The organism is Hahella ganghwensis DSM 17046 (genome assembly GCF_000376785.1).
Classification (GTDB): Bacteria; Pseudomonadota; Gammaproteobacteria; order Pseudomonadales; family Oleiphilaceae; genus Hahella; species Hahella ganghwensis.
In genome coordinates this window covers 36,222-56,327 of the sequence record NZ_AQXX01000125.1, presented here as the reverse complement: position 1 = coordinate 56,327, position 20,106 = coordinate 36,222, and the positions used below count along the sequence as shown (strand labels likewise).

General features: G+C 49.5%; 15 protein-coding genes and 2 tRNA genes. 10 read left to right on the top strand and 7 right to left on the bottom strand.

Features of this window, described 5'->3' with window-relative positions; genetic code table 11:
* The first annotated feature begins 150 nt into the window (after window positions 1-150).
* Entirely contained in the window at window positions 151-627 is a 477-nt protein-coding gene (locus F566_RS0118245) for a Cd(II)/Pb(II)-responsive transcriptional regulator (protein WP_020408459.1), read from the top strand.
* Window positions 628-701: 74 nt separating this feature from the next.
* Here F566_RS0118245 and F566_RS0118240 read toward each other — a convergent pair whose 3' ends face one another.
* From F566_RS0118240 to F566_RS0118230, 3 genes are all read right to left on the bottom strand, one after another.
* Window positions 702-1,325, bottom strand: a complete 624-nt coding sequence (locus F566_RS0118240) for a cation diffusion facilitator family transporter (RefSeq protein WP_020408458.1) — start codon at window positions 1,323-1,325, stop codon at window positions 702-704.
* 323 nt (window positions 1,326-1,648) lie between these two features.
* The gene (locus F566_RS0118235) at window positions 1,649-2,482 is read right to left on the bottom strand and encodes an SGNH/GDSL hydrolase family protein (protein ID WP_157496881.1); all 834 of its coding nucleotides are present in this window, start codon (window positions 2,480-2,482) and stop codon (window positions 1,649-1,651) included.
* Window positions 2,483-2,913: 431 nt separating this feature from the next.
* Window positions 2,914-3,507 (bottom strand): TetR/AcrR family transcriptional regulator, encoded by a 594-nt coding sequence (locus F566_RS0118230; protein WP_020408456.1) that lies wholly within the window; start codon window positions 3,505-3,507, stop codon window positions 2,914-2,916.
* 309 nt (window positions 3,508-3,816) lie between these two features.
* On the opposite strand from F566_RS0118230, the gene F566_RS35610 reads away from it, so the two are divergent.
* Window positions 3,817-6,222, top strand: a complete 2,406-nt coding sequence (locus tag F566_RS35610; RefSeq protein ID WP_083921125.1) for a parallel beta-helix domain-containing protein — start codon at window positions 3,817-3,819, stop codon at window positions 6,220-6,222.
* Between the two features lie 110 nt (window positions 6,223-6,332).
* Here the strand turns inward: F566_RS35610 and F566_RS35605 are convergent, their stop codons facing one another.
* Window positions 6,333-7,931: a response regulator gene (locus tag F566_RS35605; RefSeq protein WP_157496879.1), complete on the bottom strand. Its 1,599-nt coding sequence runs from the start codon at window positions 7,929-7,931 to the stop codon at window positions 6,333-6,335.
* 283 nt (window positions 7,932-8,214) lie between these two features.
* On the opposite strand from F566_RS35605, the gene F566_RS0118215 reads away from it, so the two are divergent.
* Together F566_RS0118215 and msrA are read left to right on the top strand one after the other, a co-directional pair.
* Window positions 8,215-9,018, top strand: coding sequence for a UDP-2,3-diacylglucosamine diphosphatase (locus tag F566_RS0118215; RefSeq protein ID WP_020408453.1), 804 nt, complete (start codon window positions 8,215-8,217; stop codon window positions 9,016-9,018).
* 121 nt (window positions 9,019-9,139) lie between these two features.
* Window positions 9,140-9,787: a peptide-methionine (S)-S-oxide reductase MsrA gene (gene msrA / locus F566_RS0118210; protein ID WP_020408452.1), complete on the top strand. Its 648-nt coding sequence runs from the start codon at window positions 9,140-9,142 to the stop codon at window positions 9,785-9,787.
* 106 nt (window positions 9,788-9,893) lie between these two features.
* Here the strand turns inward: msrA and F566_RS0118205 are convergent, their stop codons facing one another.
* The gene (locus tag F566_RS0118205) at window positions 9,894-10,319 is read right to left on the bottom strand and encodes a hypothetical protein (protein WP_020408451.1); all 426 of its coding nucleotides are present in this window, start codon (window positions 10,317-10,319) and stop codon (window positions 9,894-9,896) included.
* A gap of 495 nt (window positions 10,320-10,814) precedes the next feature.
* On the opposite strand from F566_RS0118205, the gene F566_RS35600 reads away from it, so the two are divergent.
* The 6 genes from F566_RS35600 to F566_RS0118160 all read left to right on the top strand — a co-directional run bounded on the left by F566_RS35600 (window position 10,815) and on the right by F566_RS0118160 (window position 18,357).
* On the top strand, window positions 10,815-12,443 hold the full coding sequence (locus F566_RS35600; protein WP_020408448.1) for a sensor domain-containing diguanylate cyclase: 1,629 nt from the start codon (window positions 10,815-10,817) through the stop codon (window positions 12,441-12,443).
* 396 nt (window positions 12,444-12,839) lie between these two features.
* On the top strand, window positions 12,840-14,018 hold the full coding sequence (locus F566_RS0118180; RefSeq protein ID WP_020408446.1) for a polyamine ABC transporter substrate-binding protein: 1,179 nt from the start codon (window positions 12,840-12,842) through the stop codon (window positions 14,016-14,018).
* A gap of 1 nt (window position 14,019) precedes the next feature.
* Complete coding sequence (locus F566_RS0118175) at window positions 14,020-16,518, top strand: bifunctional diguanylate cyclase/phosphodiesterase (RefSeq protein WP_026180118.1); 2,499 nt, start codon at window positions 14,020-14,022, stop codon at window positions 16,516-16,518.
* Window positions 16,519-16,607: 89 nt separating this feature from the next.
* Window positions 16,608-18,104, top strand: a complete 1,497-nt coding sequence (gltX, locus tag F566_RS0118170) for a glutamate--tRNA ligase (RefSeq protein WP_020408444.1) — start codon at window positions 16,608-16,610, stop codon at window positions 18,102-18,104.
* Between the two features lie 72 nt (window positions 18,105-18,176).
* A tRNA-Ala gene (locus F566_RS0118165) sits at window positions 18,177-18,252 on the top strand.
* 29 nt (window positions 18,253-18,281) lie between these two features.
* Window positions 18,282-18,357: transfer RNA gene (locus F566_RS0118160), tRNA-Glu, on the top strand.
* Between the two features lie 484 nt (window positions 18,358-18,841).
* Here the strand turns inward: F566_RS0118160 and F566_RS0118155 are convergent.
* Window positions 18,842-19,120 (bottom strand): hypothetical protein, encoded by a 279-nt coding sequence (locus F566_RS0118155; protein WP_020408443.1) that lies wholly within the window; start codon window positions 19,118-19,120, stop codon window positions 18,842-18,844.
* Window positions 19,121-19,199: 79 nt separating this feature from the next.
* Entirely contained in the window at window positions 19,200-20,063 is an 864-nt protein-coding gene (locus F566_RS0118150) for an AEC family transporter (RefSeq protein WP_020408442.1), read from the bottom strand.
* Between the last annotated feature and the right edge of the window lie 43 nt (window positions 20,064-20,106).

Genomic DNA, 20,106 nt, shown 5'->3' with positions numbered 1-20,106 from the left:
TTATGCCTCTTAGATCTATTATTGTGCGGGTTGTCACCCAGAATGAAATATCCTTTGTGTGGGAATCCGCACAAATAAAATGGCTTTGAGGTAAACTTGCCATAAGAGTCTGGGTCATGATTCCGGGCAATCAGTTAAGCGGACAAAGAAATGAGAATTGGTGTTCTGGCGAAGAAAGCACAATGTGATGTTGAAACTGTGCGCTACTATGAGCGGATTGGGTTGCTTCCGGCGCCTGCTCGTCTGGAGTCAGGCTATCGGGACTATCGGCAGAATCACCTGGATGCCTTACATTTTATCCGCCATTGCAGGGCATTGGAGTTATCCCTGAAAGATATCGAAGTGTTGCTGCATTATCAGAGTCATCCTGACCTCAAGTGCGATGAGGTGAATCAGAGTATTGATCGTCACATTGATAATATCGAACAGAAAATCGAGTCTCTCGTGGCACTGAAATCCCGGCTGACAACATTGCGAAGTCGGTGTGATAGTGATCGCGAGGCTGCTGAGTGTGGCATCCTCAAGGATCTGGATCATCCCGTGTTGGAAGGCGATTGCGGTTGTCACGGGGAAGATCCTTCCGAGCAGACTATTGAAAAACGATCCGCGTTGCCGCAGCGGCGTTAAAAACAGTCTGCACATGGTTCGCAAGTTCCACCAGAGCGAAAGGAACTTGAGGAATTAACGACTCTCGGGCTTATTTAGTTGCTGCAGGCAGTATCAGCGCAACTGTGCATCTTTCCCTGACGTGCCTCACGCAGGATGCCAATGGACGAATGAATCACCAGTAAGGCAATCACGCCTCCAATAACCCAGTCTGGCCAGGCCTCGCCGGACCAGGAAACCAGCGCGGCAGCGGCAATTACCCCGACATTAGCCAGCATATCGTTGCGTGAACAGATCCAGGCGGCTCTGATATTGATATCTCCCTGGCGCTGACTATAAAGCACCACAAAGCAGGTAATATTGACCAGCAGGGCGGCTAGTGCAACCGACATCATCACACCTTCATCCGGTGTGCTGCCCAGCCAGATCCGGCGCCCTATTTCTATCAGGACTCCGATTCCCAGTGTGAGCTGGAAAATTCCGTTGACCTGCGCGGCGGTAATTTTCACTGACGCCGCCCGGCCGACTGCATAAAGACTGATGGCGTAAACCGCTGCATCGGCCAGCATATCCAGGGAGTCGGCGAGTAGTCCTGTGGACTGGGCAATTAATCCGGCAATCAGTTCTACAACAAACATCCCGCCGTTCAGTATCAGAACCATCCAGAGCAGTCGGCGCTGCCTGTCCTGTTTGGCGTCCATTTCACAACAACCTGCCATGGGTTATTCCTCTTAATCGGTTGATCATGACAGTCATTAAAAACCCTGTAGCGACTACAGGGTCAACTGTTTTGTGAATCGATGCGCAAAACCCTCTTCTTTAGCTTGCTGTAACAGGCTCGTAACAACATAGCGGTCTGGGGTAGGGGATGATTCTAAGCTCTTTGTGGTGTAGGCATTGGAGATTCACGAGGGGCGTTTTATGCAGGATTTGTAGGCAAAATCTTTTTTAATAAGGAAACTCGTCTGTAAATAGCGCTGAATGCAGTTACCCGGCCGGGCTTGCTTTTAAAGAAAATTCCCGGCCGGGTGGGAGTCAAGAACTAGTGATACCACTGATCCCGATAGATTGCCCACAGGATCCGGTAAGCGGCACTCATGACTGAGCGCTCGTCAGGGTGAATTCCGTCTCCCATATGATCAAAGCGCTTCCAGGCTTTCACCAGAAGCGCGTCAGGCAATTCCTGATGAATTCTTGAGGCATAGAGTTGCCCAAAGGCGTCGAACTGCTCGTTGGTCACTGCCCAGATCAGACCTGACACCTGAGCGAAGTGAGACAGGTTCAGGTTTCTGGCTTTTGGATACAAGGGGAACACCGGCGTCATACCAAGATCCAGAACCTCCTGACCCACGGCAATCAGTCGGTCAATCGCAGCATTCATTTCTGCGACGGAACAAGGTCGTGTCTGTGATTGATCTTTGCCAAAGGAATCAGAGTGCAGGCAATCATTACCAATGCTGACGATGGCATACTCAGCGTTATAACCGGTGGGTCCTGAGATATCAAAAGTGGCTACACGGCGTAATGCGCGTTGCAGTTGAGTGGAATAGCTGTCCCAGGTGGCTTGACCACAGACCGGGTTACAACTGATCCTACTGAATGTTGTGGCGCCCGCCTGTCCCTCATTGCGCACTTTGGCACCATAGCGGGTTAGGGCCGTGCCCAGATCCACATAGTCTCCTGAGCCCACTGAAAGCCCCTGTAGTGGTCCCTGAAGATCTTGGGTAAGCGGTGTGTTGGCATTGGCATAGGAGCCTCCGATTAATATGAGCGGTTTGTCAGGCAAAAAGAAATGCTCATAGGCATAGGTACCTCCGGCGAAGGTGGATAGGATCAATGTCATTAACGAATAGATGAGAGTGTTCTTCCGATTCACTTAGTAATCTCCCTGTTGATGATATAAGTGACTGCAACCAAAAGTTTTCAGTTCAGTTTTAGGGTGGTTGAGTAGCGCGTTATGGATTAAGTGGATTTTTTATGTTGTCTGCTACCCCCGCTGTCTGCCGGTTAAAAAGCAGACAAGTTAGTAATAGTACACATATCGGCTATCCGGCATAAGCATAAACACTTATATTTGGTGTTAGGGAATGGGTGAAATGAAGATTAGGGATCTACAGTCGGAATCGACAGGCATGATTAGGCTCGGTATTGGTCGTTAGTTGGCCGCTTAGAGTGAGAATTGGCCGCTACAGAATAACGGGAGGGAAAAGAGGTTATTAGAAGGAACGGAAGGATATGTTGAGCATAATGAGAAAACGGGATTCACGCTGAAGAAGATACTAAATTACTCCGAGACACAGGGCCAGCCTATTGGAAATAGTGATTCTGCAGCGCGCTGAGCATGACTTTCAGCTCGTTGGATATCTCCTTGATCCTGACAGGGTCAGCGCACTGGATCAGCGCATATTCAAGACATGACTGCACCAGCTCGGATATCAGCCGGCAAACCAGTTGCCGTCGTTCGGAAGGAAGTCTATTGGCGGGATCTACGTGGTCAGCCAGCACTTCGGCCACCCTGGCATTGGACTGGTCTACAATGTCTCGGAGTTCCGGAATTGCTTTGATGGCCTGCAATAATGGCAACAACCCCGGTGATTCCCGATAGGCTTCGAATACCATATCCACCAGCGACATCCAGTCGATCTTCGACATGGAGGCCTGAGTGATCGCTTCGCTAAGCTCTTCATCAATTTTATTGATCGAAATTTCTGCCAATGTTTTCAGAACTTCGTTTTTATTTGGGAAGTAGTGGTAAAGCGTACCTATAGGCAAGTCACACCGGGTGGCGATATCGCTCATAGTGATTGCGTCGGCACCTGCTTCAATCAGCATGGAAGCCGTGGTGGTCAGGATTAGATCAATTTTGGCCTGGGAACGGCTCTGTTTGGGCACAACTCGCACGATGAAAACATGCTCCTGAAACTGGGCGAACCGGTGCAGATTACTGAATCTCGTGCCCCCCCACAAGTAATACGAAAGGCCTATCCACCGGAGGAATGGCAACGATCTGTTTTATCTCCGTATTGGTTCGAATTGCAAAACCTGAGTATCACTCGAAATAAAATTGAGTTTGTGAATGTGATCACAATATGCGGTCTTAATCTCGCCTAATCTTCTTAACGCTGTTCAGCAAAAACATGGATGTGCTGTCCATGGATAGGTTGATCGGCAACATCAGCTGTAAATATAAAATAACAAAGCGAGGCTGTTATGAGACCGAAACTACTCAAAGACACGTCCCGCCGGTCGCTGCTGTGGATATTGATTATGGCTCTTATGAGCTGGCAGCATGCGTTGGCGGATAATCCCGATGACATCACACTGGAACCCGGACCTGATTTGCCATACCGTTTACAGGAGGCATTCATTACGGCCAAACCGGGAACCACCATTAATCTTCCTTCCGGTACTTACCAGTTTGACGATGAACTTGTTCTGAATACCTCTCACATTACCCTGAAGGGGCAGGGGATGGACAAGACCATTCTTACCTTCAAAGATCAACCCAGCGGTGCCCAGGGGATTCTGGTGGTGGCCGATGCCTTCACAGCAGAGGATCTGGCAATCGAAGACACCGCCGGTGACGGTCTGCGTATTGAAGGTGCGGATGGCATTGTCATTCGTCGTGTTCGCGTGGAGTGGACCAATGGCCCGGATGAGAACAACGGTGCCTACGGGTTATACCCTGTGTTAAGTCAAAACGTGCTGATTGAGGACAGTATTGTACGTGGGGCTTCAGACGCCGGTGTTTATGTCGGGCAGTCGGCGGACGTGATTGTGCGGGGAAATCTGGCGGAATATAACGTGGCCGGCATCGAAATTGAGAATACCTTAAGGGCGGATGTCTATGACAATGTGGCTCAGCACAATACCGGAGGAATCCTGATATTTGACTTGCCGGGTCTGTCCCAGGCGGGCTCCGGATCGCGGGTATTCAACAATACTGTTGTCAATAACAATACACCGAACTTTGCCCCGGCTGGCAACATTGTTGGCAATGTCCCTTCGGGCACCGGCGTGATGGTGATGGCGACCGATGATGTGGATATTTATGACAACTATGTGGTGGGTAACAAGACAGTGGGGGCGACAATCGTCAGCTATGTGGCGATTGCGCTACTCAATGATTTGCCATTGCCGCCCGGGTACGATCCTTTCCCTGAACGGGTGTCGGTGCGGGACAATGTGATCAACCGTCCCAGGTTTCCCTACTATGACGGTTCAGATTTTAACACTCTGAACAACATCCTACACCTGACCAGCTTTAAAGCAGTCTCGGACATCAGTACGGACGGGATTACGGCTGCCGGTACGGAGTACGCCTCATTATGCGTCACCAACAATAAAACCAAGCTGGGTTTCCGCTCACTGTTCGGTAATCTTCAGTTAATGAACACGGATACCTGGTTGTACAAGTTCTTTGGTCTGCCCGGAGGGCCTGTATTAACAGACCTGGACCCTTACCAGTGTCAGAACCTGCCACTACCGCCGGTAGAACTGGGAGACTTTCCGCCTGTGCCTGACGACAATGACGATGAATACACGCCTGAGGAAATTGCGGCCCTTTGTGGAGAGGACACCTCAGGAGTTAACTTCGGTGCACATGTCGTGAACTGCCCGGAACTGCAAAGCTATAATCTGTTTACTGATGCGGCAGATCCAACCGGTGGGCCAAACAACGGATTCCATTATGATCTGACCAGTCCACTGTTCAGTGATTACGCCAATAAGTACCGCTTTATCTTCCTGCCGGAAGGAACGGCTGCGAATTATCAGGGCGCAGGTCTGATGGATTTCCCTGTAGGGACCATTATCGCCAAGACCTTTGCTATGCCTTTGGTGGCTGAGCAGCCCGGCAGCCCTGAAACGATTGTGGAAACACGGTTGTTGATCAAACGGGCATCCGGCTGGGTTGGCTTACCCTATATTTGGGATCGAGAGACAGGCATGGCTCATCTGGCCTTGGGAGGCGGTAGTGAAACTTTTGAATTGACCAGCCCTGAGGGCGAAGCCGTGACGGTGAATTACCGGGTACCAAATGCCAATCAGTGCAAGAGCTGTCACGCCAGTGGTGGCGTTCTGCTGCCAATTGGGCCTAAAGCCCGCCTGATGAATAAGGAATACGCCTTTGCCGGGGATATCGCTGTGGCTGAGGGTGTGAATCAGTTGGACCTGATGGGACAGTTGGCGCTTCTACAGGGAGCTCCTGATGCCTCAGAAATTGATCGCACACCTGTCTGGAATGATCCATCTGACGGTACCCTGCAGGCGAGGGCAAAAGCCTACCTGGATATTAACTGTGCTCATTGCCACAGTGCGGGCGGGCGTGCCTATGCAACAGGGCTGCTGTTGAATGAAGAACAGCCGGTGGACATAGCGTATGGCATCTGCAAGAGTCCGGTGGCGGCAGGTCGGGGATCTGGTGGTTATGCCTTCGATATTTATCCTGGCAAACCGGACGAGTCCATCCTGGTCTACCGTATGAAGTCGAATGATCCCGCTATACGTATGCCGGAGCTGGGGCGCAGTATCCACCACATGGGGGGAGTTGATGTGGTCAGTGATTGGATCAGTACGTTAACGGAGGTCTGTGAAACACCAAGTGTCCAGATGTAGGCATTAAATCCTTGGAAGATCTAATGAGATAGTGATCTTCTAGATATTGCCGACAGTGAGTGGATCTCACTGTCGGCTTACCTGTCTTGATCTCTATAACCTGATATTGACTAGAAAACCCCAAATGCCTTTGCCGCTGCAGCGACGGCGGTTAACAGAGCAATAGCTCCCACAATGATTCCCGCGCTACCTGAGCCGGAAGTCTCGGCCGGCGCCTGATTTCTTTGCTCAAGGTCACTGATTTTTCCAACCAGTTCAATGTTGCTCTGCTCAAGAGTTTCAAACTTACTGGAGATTTCTGCAATTTCCTGCTCTTTTTCCTCGGTTTGCTCCCGAATCGCCTTGGCAATCTGCTGCACCAGTTCCTGACCTTGTTTGCTGATCTGAACCCGCAGCATTTCTTCCACAGTACCTTCAATCATCGTCTGTAACTGCGGGTCATTGACGATACCCTTCACATCAGCCTTTTCAGCCGCCGATTGGGCAACATTCTGGATGTCTTCGCGAGCTTTGGTGATCTGCTCCTTGAAGGCGGCGAGCCGATCTTCCAGGTTAACATCCACGGCTGCAGTTGCCGTGTGCGTGGCAATATCGGAAATGTCAGCCCGGATTCTCTCTATCAGATTGTCCAGGTCAGGCTCACCGGGAATAGGTTTGGCTTTGAGTTCTGCTTCCTTGATAGATTCATGTAATTGGTCATCAAGATCCTTGCGGGATTCACTGACAGCATCATCTATCGTCACTGATAGCCGCTTCTCAAGATTCTTGATCTCCTCTTCCAGCAGGGGAGTGATGGCCTGCTCAACTTCCTGCACCACTCTAGCGGTAATTTCTTTGGTGTCAGGCATGTTTTCCTGAGAATTGACCAGCTCTTCCCGGAAGGTGCCCAGCACACTATTCATGCGGGTGGCGACGCTTTCCTCCATGTGGGCCTGGATTTCTTCTCGAAGGGATTCTGCCTGTGGGATCTGATTTTTGAATTCGGTCAGTTTTTCATTGAACGAATCCAACTGAGTCCGAAGGGGCGACAACTGTTCATCACTGATCTGGGGATTAGCGTCACTCATCGCCCCTTTCAGATCAATGATCGCATCCTGTAGGCCAAGAATACTGGTTTCCGAGGCGGTCATTCGGGTTTCAAAAGCATCGAAAGATGGAATGTCTTTCTTCTGTTTTTCCAGCGTTTCAATGCGTGCCACCAAGTCACTTATGTCAGCGCCGGCTGTTTGTGTATCTGGTGCGGCTGGTTTCTGAGCCACAGTCGTCGCAGTGGGTATAGATTCTTCACGGGGTTTGGTTTCTGGTTGTGGTTCCGCAACCCGATGACTGACCAGGTTTTCCCCGGAGCGGGCAGCTGCCAGGACCACAGAGAGCTGGTCCGGTTTCGGGGGTTTTGACAGGGTTCCCGAGGCCCCTATTCCGCGGGCCTGCTCATCATAATTCTCGACTTCTTTCCCGGTACACATGATGACCGGAATATGGGCAGTATTGGGGTTTGCTTTGATTTTCTTTGTCGCCTCGAAGCCATCCAGTACTGGCATGAGATGATCCATAAAAATAATGTCTGGCCTTGCGCTTTCAAGCATTTCAATGGCCTGTACACCGGATTCGGCGAGTTCTACCTGCAAATTGTGTTTTTGTAACAGTCTTTGCAGGGTAATGCGGGCCAGCTTGGAATCATCCACCACCAGAGCAGTTTGAAGCGTCATTGAACAACCTTCTTTTCTATCGACAAAATTCTCAAATAAATCTAGCACAATCTGGACGCTTGCCTGCTTGAAAACTGTTTCACAGCCGTTATTTTTTGTGATCAAGCCCCTTTCATGTCGTCGTTTCGAGGTTAAACGGGACTAACTGATGCGTAATTGGAAAGATGTTGCACAGTTTTCGTGCACGTCCTTGCCGGTTATTTAATCAAACCGTCTTTTTTCAGTCACAAAAACGTCACCCGGTCAACCTAGCATCGCCTACTAACCCCTGAGGAGAAGTGGGATGCAAACATCCTATCGTGCCGTGTTCATATCCGACGTCCATCTCGGAACCCCTGCCTGCCAGGCACATCATTTGCTGGATTTCCTGAAAAAAGTAGAAACACTGAAACTTTATCTGGTTGGTGATATTGTCGACCTGCAGGAAATGAGACGAAAGGCACATTTCCCCGAAGTTCATCGGCAGATCATCAGTACTGTCATGAAAAAGGCCAGGGAAGGAACAGAAGTGGTTTACATACCTGGTAACCATGATGCTTTTTTCCGGCAGATGTCAGGTCAGGTATTTGCCGGTATTAAAATAAAGCTTAACGCCTCCCATGAAACCTGTGACGGCAGAACCTTTCATGTGAGCCATGGCGATGAGTTTGATCAGATGGTGAAACTGAGCCCTCTAATGCTCGCCATTGGGGATCGCGCCCATAGCCTGATGCTGAAGTTGAATGGATGGGTCAATGGTATGCGGAGATTGATGGGGTTACCCTACTGGTCTTTTGCCGGTTATCTCAAGAGTCACCTCAGCAAAGCACAGCAATTCATTGAACGGTTTGAGCTTGCGGCATTGAAAGCCGCCAGCGGACGCACAGTGGACGGTTTTATCTGTGGACATATACATTTTGCTTCCTTTCGCCTGAAAAACGGCAAGCTTTACTGCAACGACGGGGACTGGGTGGAACACTGCACTGCTCTGGTTGAGAATTATCAGGGAGAGCTCAACATTATCCATTGGTCCGAACAACCGCGCTGGATTGCTTCAGAGCCCAGAGATTCCCTGGAATGGGAAGGGAAGCCAGTCGCATCTGAGTAGGCTGACTATGAGTAATATGAAGTGCTAAGAGACCCTGTTGAACCATTGCTGCTGGACTGTTGTCAAAGAGATAGCGTATAGATATCAAAGTGATAACAGTTTCAGCGAAAAGGGTAATGACATGAGTCTCCTAAAAGATTGGATGCTACACAAGCAAATGATTCCCCGGCCGGAGGAAGCGCTTCCCGGCAGAGATACGCCTCTGGCAGTCGATCCAATCCATTATGTTACCGGTGTCAGTTTTATCGGGCCTTTTCCTGAAGGGATCGAGACTGCGGCATTTGCTTTGGGGTGTTTCTGGGGGGCTGAACGTTTGTTCTGGCAACAATCAGGCGTCTATACCACGGCGGTTGGCTATACTGGCGGCTATACACCCAATCCTACCTATGAAGAGGCCTGTTCCGGTTTAACCGGTCATGCTGAGGCTGTCCTTGTAGTTTATGAGCCTGCCAGAATAGATTATCAGTCTCTGTTGAAGATCTTTTGGGAAAACCACAATCCAACCCAGGGGATGCGTCAGGGAAACGATGTGGGAACCCAGTACCGTTCTGCCATTTATTTCACCACTGAAGTACAGGAAGAGGCGGCGCTGGCTTCAAGGACGCAATTTCAGCAGGCCCTGGATCAGAGCCAAGTGGGAGAAATTACTACTGAAATCTGTCCTTTGGACAATTTCTATTACGCCGAGACCTATCATCAACAGTATCTTGCCAAGAACCCTAACGGGTATTGTGGACTGGCGGGTGTGGGAGTTTGTCTGCAGAGCTGAGATATCCTAAGTGTCTTTTGAGCTGGCTATAGAAAAAAAGGCCCCAAACGGGGCCTAAATCCACTCTAGCTCTAAGAGTAGTGAGGGTTAAGGGGCAATTTACAGGTTACTCCTGTTCAGTCTCCTCATGACTGTCTCTCTTCGGTCTTTCCGAAAGCTTTTTAAATCCAGCATCCAGCCTTTCAATAACCGCGACAATTCTCGGCCTGAGATCCCGTTGATAAGCTTTTTCAGCCTGTATCCTGGCGTAGGCGGACATCATGTGCAGGTTCCAGCTGGCTTTTTCTCTCAGGTCATAGGTCGAGGTGTCCAGATTCAATGTGAATTGTTTCAATGTTGGATTTTTCTGACGAAGTCTGGTGATGATGGCCGTCAGGCTCCTGTCTTCATTATCCAGATCAGCGCCCAGATTGTTGAGAAACTTCCTGCCTTCAGTTTCCAGCAGGGAAATACCACTGGATATCTGGGATTGGAATTTTCCGATAACTTCGTTTGACTGCTCGGAATTTGGAGGCGTTTTGCTTTGAGTCATATTCTTTGCTTTGAGTCCATAGTGCTGAACAAGCCTTTGTTCAGCATGGTTAACGAGGTTAAATCGATACTAGGAATTATTTTTAGAATAATCATCCTAATTTGGTCTATAGCGGGCACTGGGTAAAAAAGTTCTCCTGATTCTTTTTTATACAGCTATTTAATGGAATTTTTCGTAGACAGTGAGGAAGGGGAGGCTATGCTTTTGGTATAGCCGTTGTATCTATTCATCCGAATGTTTCGGGAGGTCGGGGCGACCAGTTTATCCGGCGGGCGGGATTATCAGCGGATCAGTAGGCAGAAAAACTCCTGGTCTCTGGCAGGCCGTTCAAAAACTTTGGCGAGGCAGCCGATGCAAGGCAAAAATGACTGAAAAAGCGGGCTTTACAGGGAGTAAATGAGCATTTTGAGGCTGTTTTTAACGCCGCAGCTGCAACACAGGTAGTTTTTCAACAGCCTGCTGGAATCGATAAATATATGGTTGTTATGCCCAGCAATGAAAACTCTGTCACTCTGGTTTAAATTCGGTGCTTCGTTAGCCTTCAGTATTTTGGTCATGGCAGTTCTGTTGGCTGTGGTGGTTCTCACAAAGTTATTGCCTGCTGTGGAGGAACTGGAGGGGCAGCGTGCGAGAATAGAGGTGGATCGTATCACCGGCGCTATTTTCCATGAACTGGAAGTTCTGGAACAGGTCAATCTTGACTGGTCAGCCTGGGATGACAGTTATGAATTCATCCTTAATCAGAAAGCCTCTTTCATCAAGTCCAATCTGAATGATGAATCCCTGGCCAACCTGGGGCTTCATGCGGTGATTTACTATCGGGAAAATGGCGACGTGGTCTGGGGCAAAACCTGGGACTTTGACGCCGGGCTCGATATGCATATTGAGGAACTCCCTCTGAATAGTCCTCCGATCCCAGGTTTTATGCTTTCACTGGCCCTGAATTCGGGTACTGACAAGGAGGCCGGATATACAGGGTTGTTGCAGACCAGGTATGGTCTGATGTTGATTTCATTAAAGCCTGTTCTACGTTCAGATCTCAGTGGTCCTCCGGTTGGCGGGTTACTTCTCGGACGCCTGATTACCGGGTCTGTACTCGGTAAAATTCAAAAAGCGGCTGGTATTCCTTTCAACCTTTATATGCTTGGGGACAACGAGCCGAGGATGATGCATCAGAGTGTGGTGGCAAAAATCACGAATGAAACACCCATCTATGTCAAGAAAATCAACGACAAAAAATTGCTCAGCTATACCCTGTTACCGGATTTATATAGTGACCTGTCCATTCTGGTGGAGGTAAATATCTCAAGGGATTTTTTTAGATTGGTTTCAAAGGCCTTCACCGATTTCAGCTTTTATATGTCTGCAGCCATCTTTCTGGTTATGTTGGCGTTTGCGTTTCTGATTTACATTTTGGTGATCAGTCCGCTGGCAGATTTGAAAAACTATGTCCTGTGGGTCAAAAATCTGCCGGAGGACGAGGCATTACAGGCTCCTAGATTAAATCAGGATGAAATTGGGACGATTGGCGATATGTTCTATCGGCTGGTCGGGCAATTGCGCGACCAGAGTGCTCAGTTACGCGACCTTTCATTAACTGATCCGCTGACTGGACTGGCGAACAGGCGTGCGTTTGATCAATACATGGTGGAGCAATGGAAGTACTGTGTATCCAAAGGCTGTCCGCTGTCGATCATTGTGTGTGATGTCGACTTCTTTAAGAAATACAATGATAACTATGGCCATGCCATGGGCGATTCTGTGCTCAAAGAGGTTGCGTCGGCACTCTCGAAGTCGGCGAATAAGCGTTATGACCTTACGGCACGCTACGGTGGTGAAGAATTTATTATCGTGTTACCGAATACGTCTTATGAGCAGGGGGTGGCAGTGGCTGAGCGTCTTTGCGAATCGGTTCGGGAAATGCAGATTCCTCATCAATACGCTTCTCACTCCAAGTGGATCACGATCAGCTGTGGCGTGACAGGGGGAGTGCCCGACACCGAAGACTGTCCTGATGACTGGATCGCCTGGGCCGATCAGGCAATGTATATGGCGAAAAATCGTGGCCGGGATCAGGCCGCGAAGGTACGTCCCACCAATTGTTTGGCTTCCGCGGATGTGTGATTAGTGTCCCAACCAACCGTACTAGTCTGTATAAATTACGTACTATTACGAATTTTATCGGCAGTCTGCCAGACTACAATCACCCTCCGATTTTTTTGAATGTGTTTAGCAGTATTTGAGAGTAAACCATGGTTAAGAGATTCGATTCATATGGTGCTTTGGATGCATACCTGACTGCATGTTCAGCGGTTCTTATCAAGTGCTGGCCGGATACCAACGGTGAGTGGGTGGCGGAGTTCAAGGCCTGATAAGCGCAGCAGCCATTTGATTTCTGTGAAAAAGCCAGCTCAGTGAGCTGGCTTTTTCTTTTATTAATTCCTGCTAGTTTGATAATCTTTGTAACGTTTACCACGTGATTTTCCAACGCATAGCTCCCAGGGGTTGCCACACGTTTACATGCAGGATATCAAATACGGCAGTTTTACTTTCCTACCGCGCTTGCTGCTGATGCTTGCCAGCCTGATGCTGGTCTGTGTTCCTGCCGCCTATTCTGTTGAGGCCCTGCCTGTTTCAGATGAAGAACCTGGCGCTAATATAGGCCTCCGGCCTAATGAAGAACTCAGGCCGAATCTACAAATCAAAAACAGCGATCCGACTCCCCAAAATGTCCTGATGATATATAACTGGCCTGACTACATGCCGGTTGAACTTACCGAAAAATTCCGACGTGAAACCGGTATCAGGGTTGGTTTTCACTACTTCACATCAGATGAGGGCAAACAAGCCCTTTTGGCTCAAACCGGGGGAGAGGGGCTGGATCTTATTATTGGCTCCGGTGCGAGCATGCGGGAATATATAGCGCCCAACTGGATAGATCGACTGGACCGGCTGGCGCTCCCGAACCGGGCTTATATCAAGCCCAAGTGGCTGATGTTTACGCCAGAACTCGAGGAATATGCCATACCTTTGTTATGGGGAACCATCGGAATTGCATTCAGGTCAGACCTGCTGGAGAAACCACCGGAGTCGTGGAAGGATTTCTTCAGTCCAAATCCAGATTTGTGGCAGCACATCATGATGATCAATGATTCTGTGGATGTCTTTGGAATGGCACAAAAATCCATGGGATTGTCATTGAATCCGGCATCTAGGGCTGACTTGGATGCCGCCTATCAGGTATTAATTCGCCAAAAAGAGTTTGTCTTGAGCTATGCTTATCCAAGACTGGATGAATCATCGGAATTGCTGCACGGACGAATTGCCATGGCTATGGTTTATAGCGGGGACGCGCAGACGTTGCAGGACATTGATCGACGGATTGCCTACGTCCATCCGGAAGAAGGCACAAATCTGTGGGTGGACTATATTGCTGTCGCTAAGGCGTCCAGACAACCTGAAAATGCCCATCGCTTTATCAATTTCCTGTTGGAGCCGGAAAACGCGGCGCTAATGGCGGAATCGCTGAACTATGCCTCAACAGTTGATGGGGTGGAGGCGTTTCAGAGCCTGAAGCATCGGAAGAATCAGATTATTTACCCACCCGACGAGATTCTTAAGCGGGCGGAATCCTATATTCCGGTCAGTCCTGAGCTGGTGCGACACCGCAATCAGCTATTTCTCGAGTTAACTAAGTAATATGTTTGGCCGCTTTGTATCGAAATCAAACCTCAGGTTAAAGATCTTCCTGGTCGTATTGCCGTTGATCACGCTACCGTTGATTGCGATAGGCTCCATGTCTTATCTGTATATGCGGGAAAACAGCCTGCGTATATTGGAAAATCAGATGGAGCTGGCCTTGCGTAGCCTGAGTTCGGAACTTTCCAAAGAGCTGGCCACTGCTCGCGCCAATCTAGATCTGTTTGCCACCAATGAAGTGATTGGACGTTATCTGGCATTGCCTGAGACGACCCGATATCGGGTCATGCAACCGGCAGTATTGAGTATCCTCAGCGATTATCGTCGCGCATTTCCACAATATACCGAGATTGGTATTTATCTGCCTGACGGTAGAGCAGACACCCTGGTGGTCGACGAATTTGCCAGCCCCAGCGATAAAGAGGACTTCCATAAACGGCTGATATCTGAAAGCCCGAAATTTATGGATAAGCTTTATTTTGATAACAGCTCCGGCGGTTTTATCGATTATGTGATTGCTCAGCGCATTCTCGCACCGGAAGATGAAACTCCAGGTACAGGGACTGGTATTTCGCGATACAAAGGTTATCTGGTGCTGGTGTTGCGCATTCCCAATATCAACAATCGTCTGGCTTCCACCCTGGACTTGCCGGAAGGTTTGGTGGCGCTGACCAGTTCGACAGGAGATCCCTATTTCTCCACATTGGTGCTGGACGACAAAATGCGATCCCTGGTTAATCAGGTTGTTAATTCCGGTATTGGCCGATTGCGGAGTATCAATATCGACCAGGAATACTACCTGGGTGGATTCTATCGGGTAACCGACCAGTTGCTGGCCGTCGGAGTGATCACTCAGGAGGTGATCAGCAGGGTGGTTAGTCCGATTGTCTGGGGAATCGCCTGGAGTATTGTCGGGGTCTGTATTGTCGCCTTCCTGCTGATCTATTCCACCCTGAATGGCATGCTGGTAACGCCGCTGATGAGATTGAAGAATCAACTGCTCGATTTCCGCGCAGGCAGGGAAATGATTCTGACAGATCATCGTCAGGATGAGTTTGGTGAGTTGTATACGCTGGTGAATGATCTGGCGGAATCGCAGCGTCTGGTGAGAACCCGAATCAAGGAGATGACCTACTTTGATCCTCTCACCGGTCTACCGAATCGTCAGGCCTTTACCCAGATTCTGGATAAGGCCGTGGGTCTGGCAAGCCGTCAGGACCAGGTGTTCGGGGTTCTCTATATCGATATGAATGGATTCAAGGACATTAACCTGAAATACGGTAACGCGATAGGTGATGAGCTGGTCAAGGAAGCTTCGACACGTATTCAGTCATGCCTGCGGCTGTCGGATGACATTTCCCGGCAGGTGATGTCGGAAGACGGGGTGACGGACCAGGTGCTGGTTAGAACCGGTGGCGATGAATTCAGTGTTCTGCTGAGAGATATCAAGAAAGCTCATCAGGCTTCTGTGGTGGCATCGCGAATTGTCGAGCAGTTCCAGAAGGCATTTGATGTCAAAGGAATTTCACTGTCCATTAACGTCAGTATTGGTATCTCCATTTATCCCCTGGACGGCCAGTCACCTGATCTGTTAATGAAAAGCGCTGATCTGGCCATGTATGATGCCAAACAGTTGTCCGGAAACCGTTATCGGTTTTTCACCCATGCCCTGAATGCATCATCAGAGAAACGTCTGGTAATCGAAAAAGCCTTGAGAAGGGCAATCAACAGTGATCAATTCGAAGTCTATTTGCAGCCCAAGGTATCACTGGGAACTGGTGTGGCGACAGAGTTTGAAGCGGTACTGCGCTGGAATCATCCGGAACACGGTATCATGTCCCAGGAACAGTTTTTCAGTGTTGCCGAGGAGACTGGGCAGCGTGCTGATCTTGATTCTCTGTCAGTGGATCTGATGTGTCAGGCCTGTAAAGAAATCAATGAGCGTTTTGCCGAGCCGGTGAGGGTGTCCTTCAATGTGTCGTTGAAGCAACTTTGCTCGGGCAAACTGGTACAGCAAATCGATAACTGTTTGGATAAGCATGAAATCAACGGTCAGCTCCTGGAGTTGGAAATCAGCGAGACGGTAGTGCGAGAGTTTCCTGAGGAGTCCAGCCTGCTGGATATTTTCAAGGAGTTCCAGAGTCGGGGAATTAAGGTAACGCTGGATGATTTTGGCCGGGAAGAAGTGTCCCTCACCATGCTCAGAAAGTATCCTTTTGATCGCATGAAGATAGCCTCAACCATGGTCCGGGAGATTGAATACGATTCCCGGAATGAGAGAATCACCGAATCCACCATGAAGCTGGCTCACAGCCTCGGCATCGAAGTCGTAGTCATGGGAATTGAGAAAAGTACCAGTATCATTATGATGAAGCGTTTTGGTGGTGACTATGTCCAGGGAGGGTATTTGCAGTCTGCTGTTGCTCCGGAGCAACTGAGAGCGGACTTCCGGACGGATATTTTCAATACCACGCCCCCCATCATGACCACAGACCTGTAAGCCTATATACGGAATCAGTGTAAAAAGCCCCCTTCGGTCGATATAATGCGTCCTCGTTTTACTTTCGTTCCGCTACAGGATTTTCATTAATGACGGTAAGAACCCGAATTGCACCTTCTCCGACGGGGGATCCTCACGTCGGTACCGCCTATATTGCGCTGTTTAATCTCTGCTTTGCCCGCCAACATGGCGGCCAGTTTATTCTTCGTATTGAGGACACAGATCAAACCCGAAGCACGCAGCAATCAGAAGATGACATTCTGAATGCGTTACGCTGGATGGGGCTGGAATGGGATGAAGGTCCCGATGTGGGAGGTCCACATGGCCCGTATCGCCAGAGTGAACGCAAAGATAGCTATAAGGCCTATGCGGAGCAGCTGGTGGAAAAGGGGCATGCCTTCTATTGCTTCCGGACCCCGGAAGAGCTTGATGCGATTCGTGAAGACCGTAAAGCTCGTGGCTTGAACCCCGGCGTCAAAGGGGATCTTGAGCTACCTGCCGAGGAAGTCCAGAAACGATTGGCGGAAGGGGTTCCGTACGTCATTCGTATGAAGGTGCCTGATGAAGGTGTCTGCATGATTAATGACATGCTGCGCGGTACGATCGAGATAGACTGGGCTCAGGTTGACTGTCAGATTTTGCTGAAATCCGACGGTATGCCTACCTACCATCTTGCCAACGTGGTGGATGATCATTTGATGGGAATTACCCATGTGATTCGCGGCGAGGAATGGATCAACTCTGCTCCTAAGCACCAGTTGTTGTATGAATACTTTGGCTGGGATATGCCGACGCTTTGTCATATGCCTTTGTTGCGTAATCCGGATAAAAGCAAGCTGAGCAAGCGCAAGAACCCCACCAGTATCAATTTCTATGAGCGTTTCGGGGTTTTGCCGGAAGCATTGATGAATTACCTGGGACGAATGGGCTGGTCCATGCCGGACGAGCGCGAGAAATTTACTTTGGCAGAAATGATCGAGAACTTTGACATTAGCCGGGTATCCCTCGGTGGTCCCATCTTCGATCTGGTCAAACTGCGCTGGCTCAATGCCCTATGGATTCGTGATTCACTGACCGATGAAAGTTTTATCGAGCGAGTCGAGGAGTGGGGGTACGGTTTGTCCAAGCTGACACCGCTGGTGCCTCAGATTCGCGGTCGGGCAGAAGTGTTATCTGATGTCGCTCCCATGACCACATTCCTGCGCAGCGGTTACCTGGGGTTGACGGAAAGCGATTTCAGTAACGGCAAGCTGGACCTGGATACGCAAAAGAAAGTGCTGCAGTTAATTCTCTGGACCTATGAGCAGGAAAGAGAGTGGAACAAGGACAATCTCTTTGCTCATGCCAAGCGCCTGTCCAAACAGCTCGGTATCAAAATGGGCGATTTCATGTTTCCGATCTTTGTATCAATTGCCGGCTCGCCAAACTCATGGTCTGTCATGGAATCGCTTGAGTTTATCGGTCCGGATATGTCCCGTGCTCGTTTGCGTGACGCTATCGAAACTTTGGGTGGTCTTTCCAAGAAAGGATTAAAGAAACTGGAGAAGGAATTCGCCGAATTACAGGCGGTTTCAGCAGACGCGTAAAAAAAATGAAATTAATGGCGAATTGTTCTTGACTCGGTCCCCCGTACTCTCTAACATACGCCTCCGTTGTTTGGGGCCATAGCTCAGCTGGGAGAGCGCAACGCTGGCAGCGTTGAGGTCGACGGTTCGATCCCGTCTGGCTCCACCACTTCCTTCTCAGGAAGTAAAAAGTTTCTAGTCCCCTTCGTCTAGAGGCCTAGGACACTGCCCTTTCACGGCAGTAACAGGGGTTCGAATCCCCTAGGGGACGCCACTATATAGAAAAGCCCATACATACCAGTATGGGCTTTTTTTTATGCACAAGGTTCAGGGGGATTCGAACGAGAATCGCCTAGGGGGCTCAACCGTCAGGTTGAGCGGCAGCACCCAAAAGAGGCGCAAAGCGCCAAAAAGTGCTGACAGGATCGCCACTATATAGAAAAGCCCATACATACCAGTAGGGGCTTTTTTTATGCACAAGGTTCAGGGGGATTCGAACGAGAATCGCCTAGGGGGCTCAACCGTCAGGTTGAGCGGCAGCACCCAAAAGAGGCGCAAAGCGCCAAAAAGTGCTGACAGGATCGCCACTATATAGAAAAGCCCATACATACCAGTATGGGCTTTTTTTATGCACAAGGTTCAGGGGGAGCTTTGTAGGCTCTGTAATTTTCTATCCGATCCTCTGTTGTTTTCTGAAAAGCAAAAAAAAAGCCCCGCAAAATGCGAGGCCTTCCTATCATTGTTTGAGCTGTGTGGGATCATTCCACATCCGCTGTAAACTGAGTCATCAGTGCAACATTCATGCTGTGGTCAAATGCAGGGCAGCAGGCAACAGTCTTGATGCGACATTCACCGGTTTTTGATTCAAAGTGCAGTGCATAGGAGGCTGGCTTCTGGTGCTCTTGGCACTGAATATCGCCGATAGCCTCGCGATAGGTGGAAACCAGATAATCTTCGGCGTCCTGGCGCTCCTCTTCCTCGCGGAATGTGTCAGCGTTTACTTCTTCTTCATCGATATAGTAGATGACGTCGCTCATGGATGTACCCTTGATCTTGTACTGAATTTTTTAACCCTGCTTGACCTGATAAGCGATCTTTCATGATGTTTCCCTTAACTTAGATGATAAATGGCAGGGCAATGGGATACACCAGCAGGCTTCCGGCATTTCCAAACAGTACAATAGTGGCGACCCGGTTGGGTGATTGGTGGTATTGATCGGCCAGCAGATAATTAAGCACTGCTGGTGGGAGTAAGGAGTAAAGTATCAAAAGCTGCCTCTCGACACCCTCCAGGGCAAAAAGCTCGATAGCGCCTATGGCAATGGCCACACCCGACAAAGGTGCCCAGATCGCCATCAGAGAGCCGATAATCCAGTCTGACCATTGTATTGCTACCATGCGTGTTCCCAGCGTGAACAACATTAACGGAATCGCAACCTGGCCGGCCAGGTCCAGGCCTCTCTCCAGCCATAATGGAAAAGGAATTTCCAGCTGACCGGCGGTGAGTCCAAGGATTGTGGCTATAATCATGGGGCTGCGCAGAAGTTTAAAGCCTCCGTGGGAAGTCAGAATTTTCAGGCCGACAGTAAAGTGCAGGGTGTTGGCGATAACGAACAGCAGCACCGCCAGAGGCAGGATCTCCTCGCCGAATGTGTAGACTGCCAGGGGGAGGCCCAAATTGCCTGTGTTACGGAACATCATTGGAGGGATCAGAACTTTGGGAGGAATGACTTTGCTCCAGGCCAGAGACAAAATCCCCGGTAGTAACACCACTGCGACCGTGGCGAGAATTAAAGGTGTATAGCCTGATAGGTCCAGTGCGTCTTTTGACAAGGCAGAAAAAATGAGAATAGGGACAAACACATCCAGATTGGTCTGATTGAGAGTGCCTGCACTGATGGGTTTGGCTTTCTGGTAGGCAAATCCAATCAGCGCCACGGCAAAGACTGGAACGACAATACTGATTACCTGGCTGAACATGGAAGTCTCTCTGAATGGGTGGGGATATTTACGCTTCAGCAGA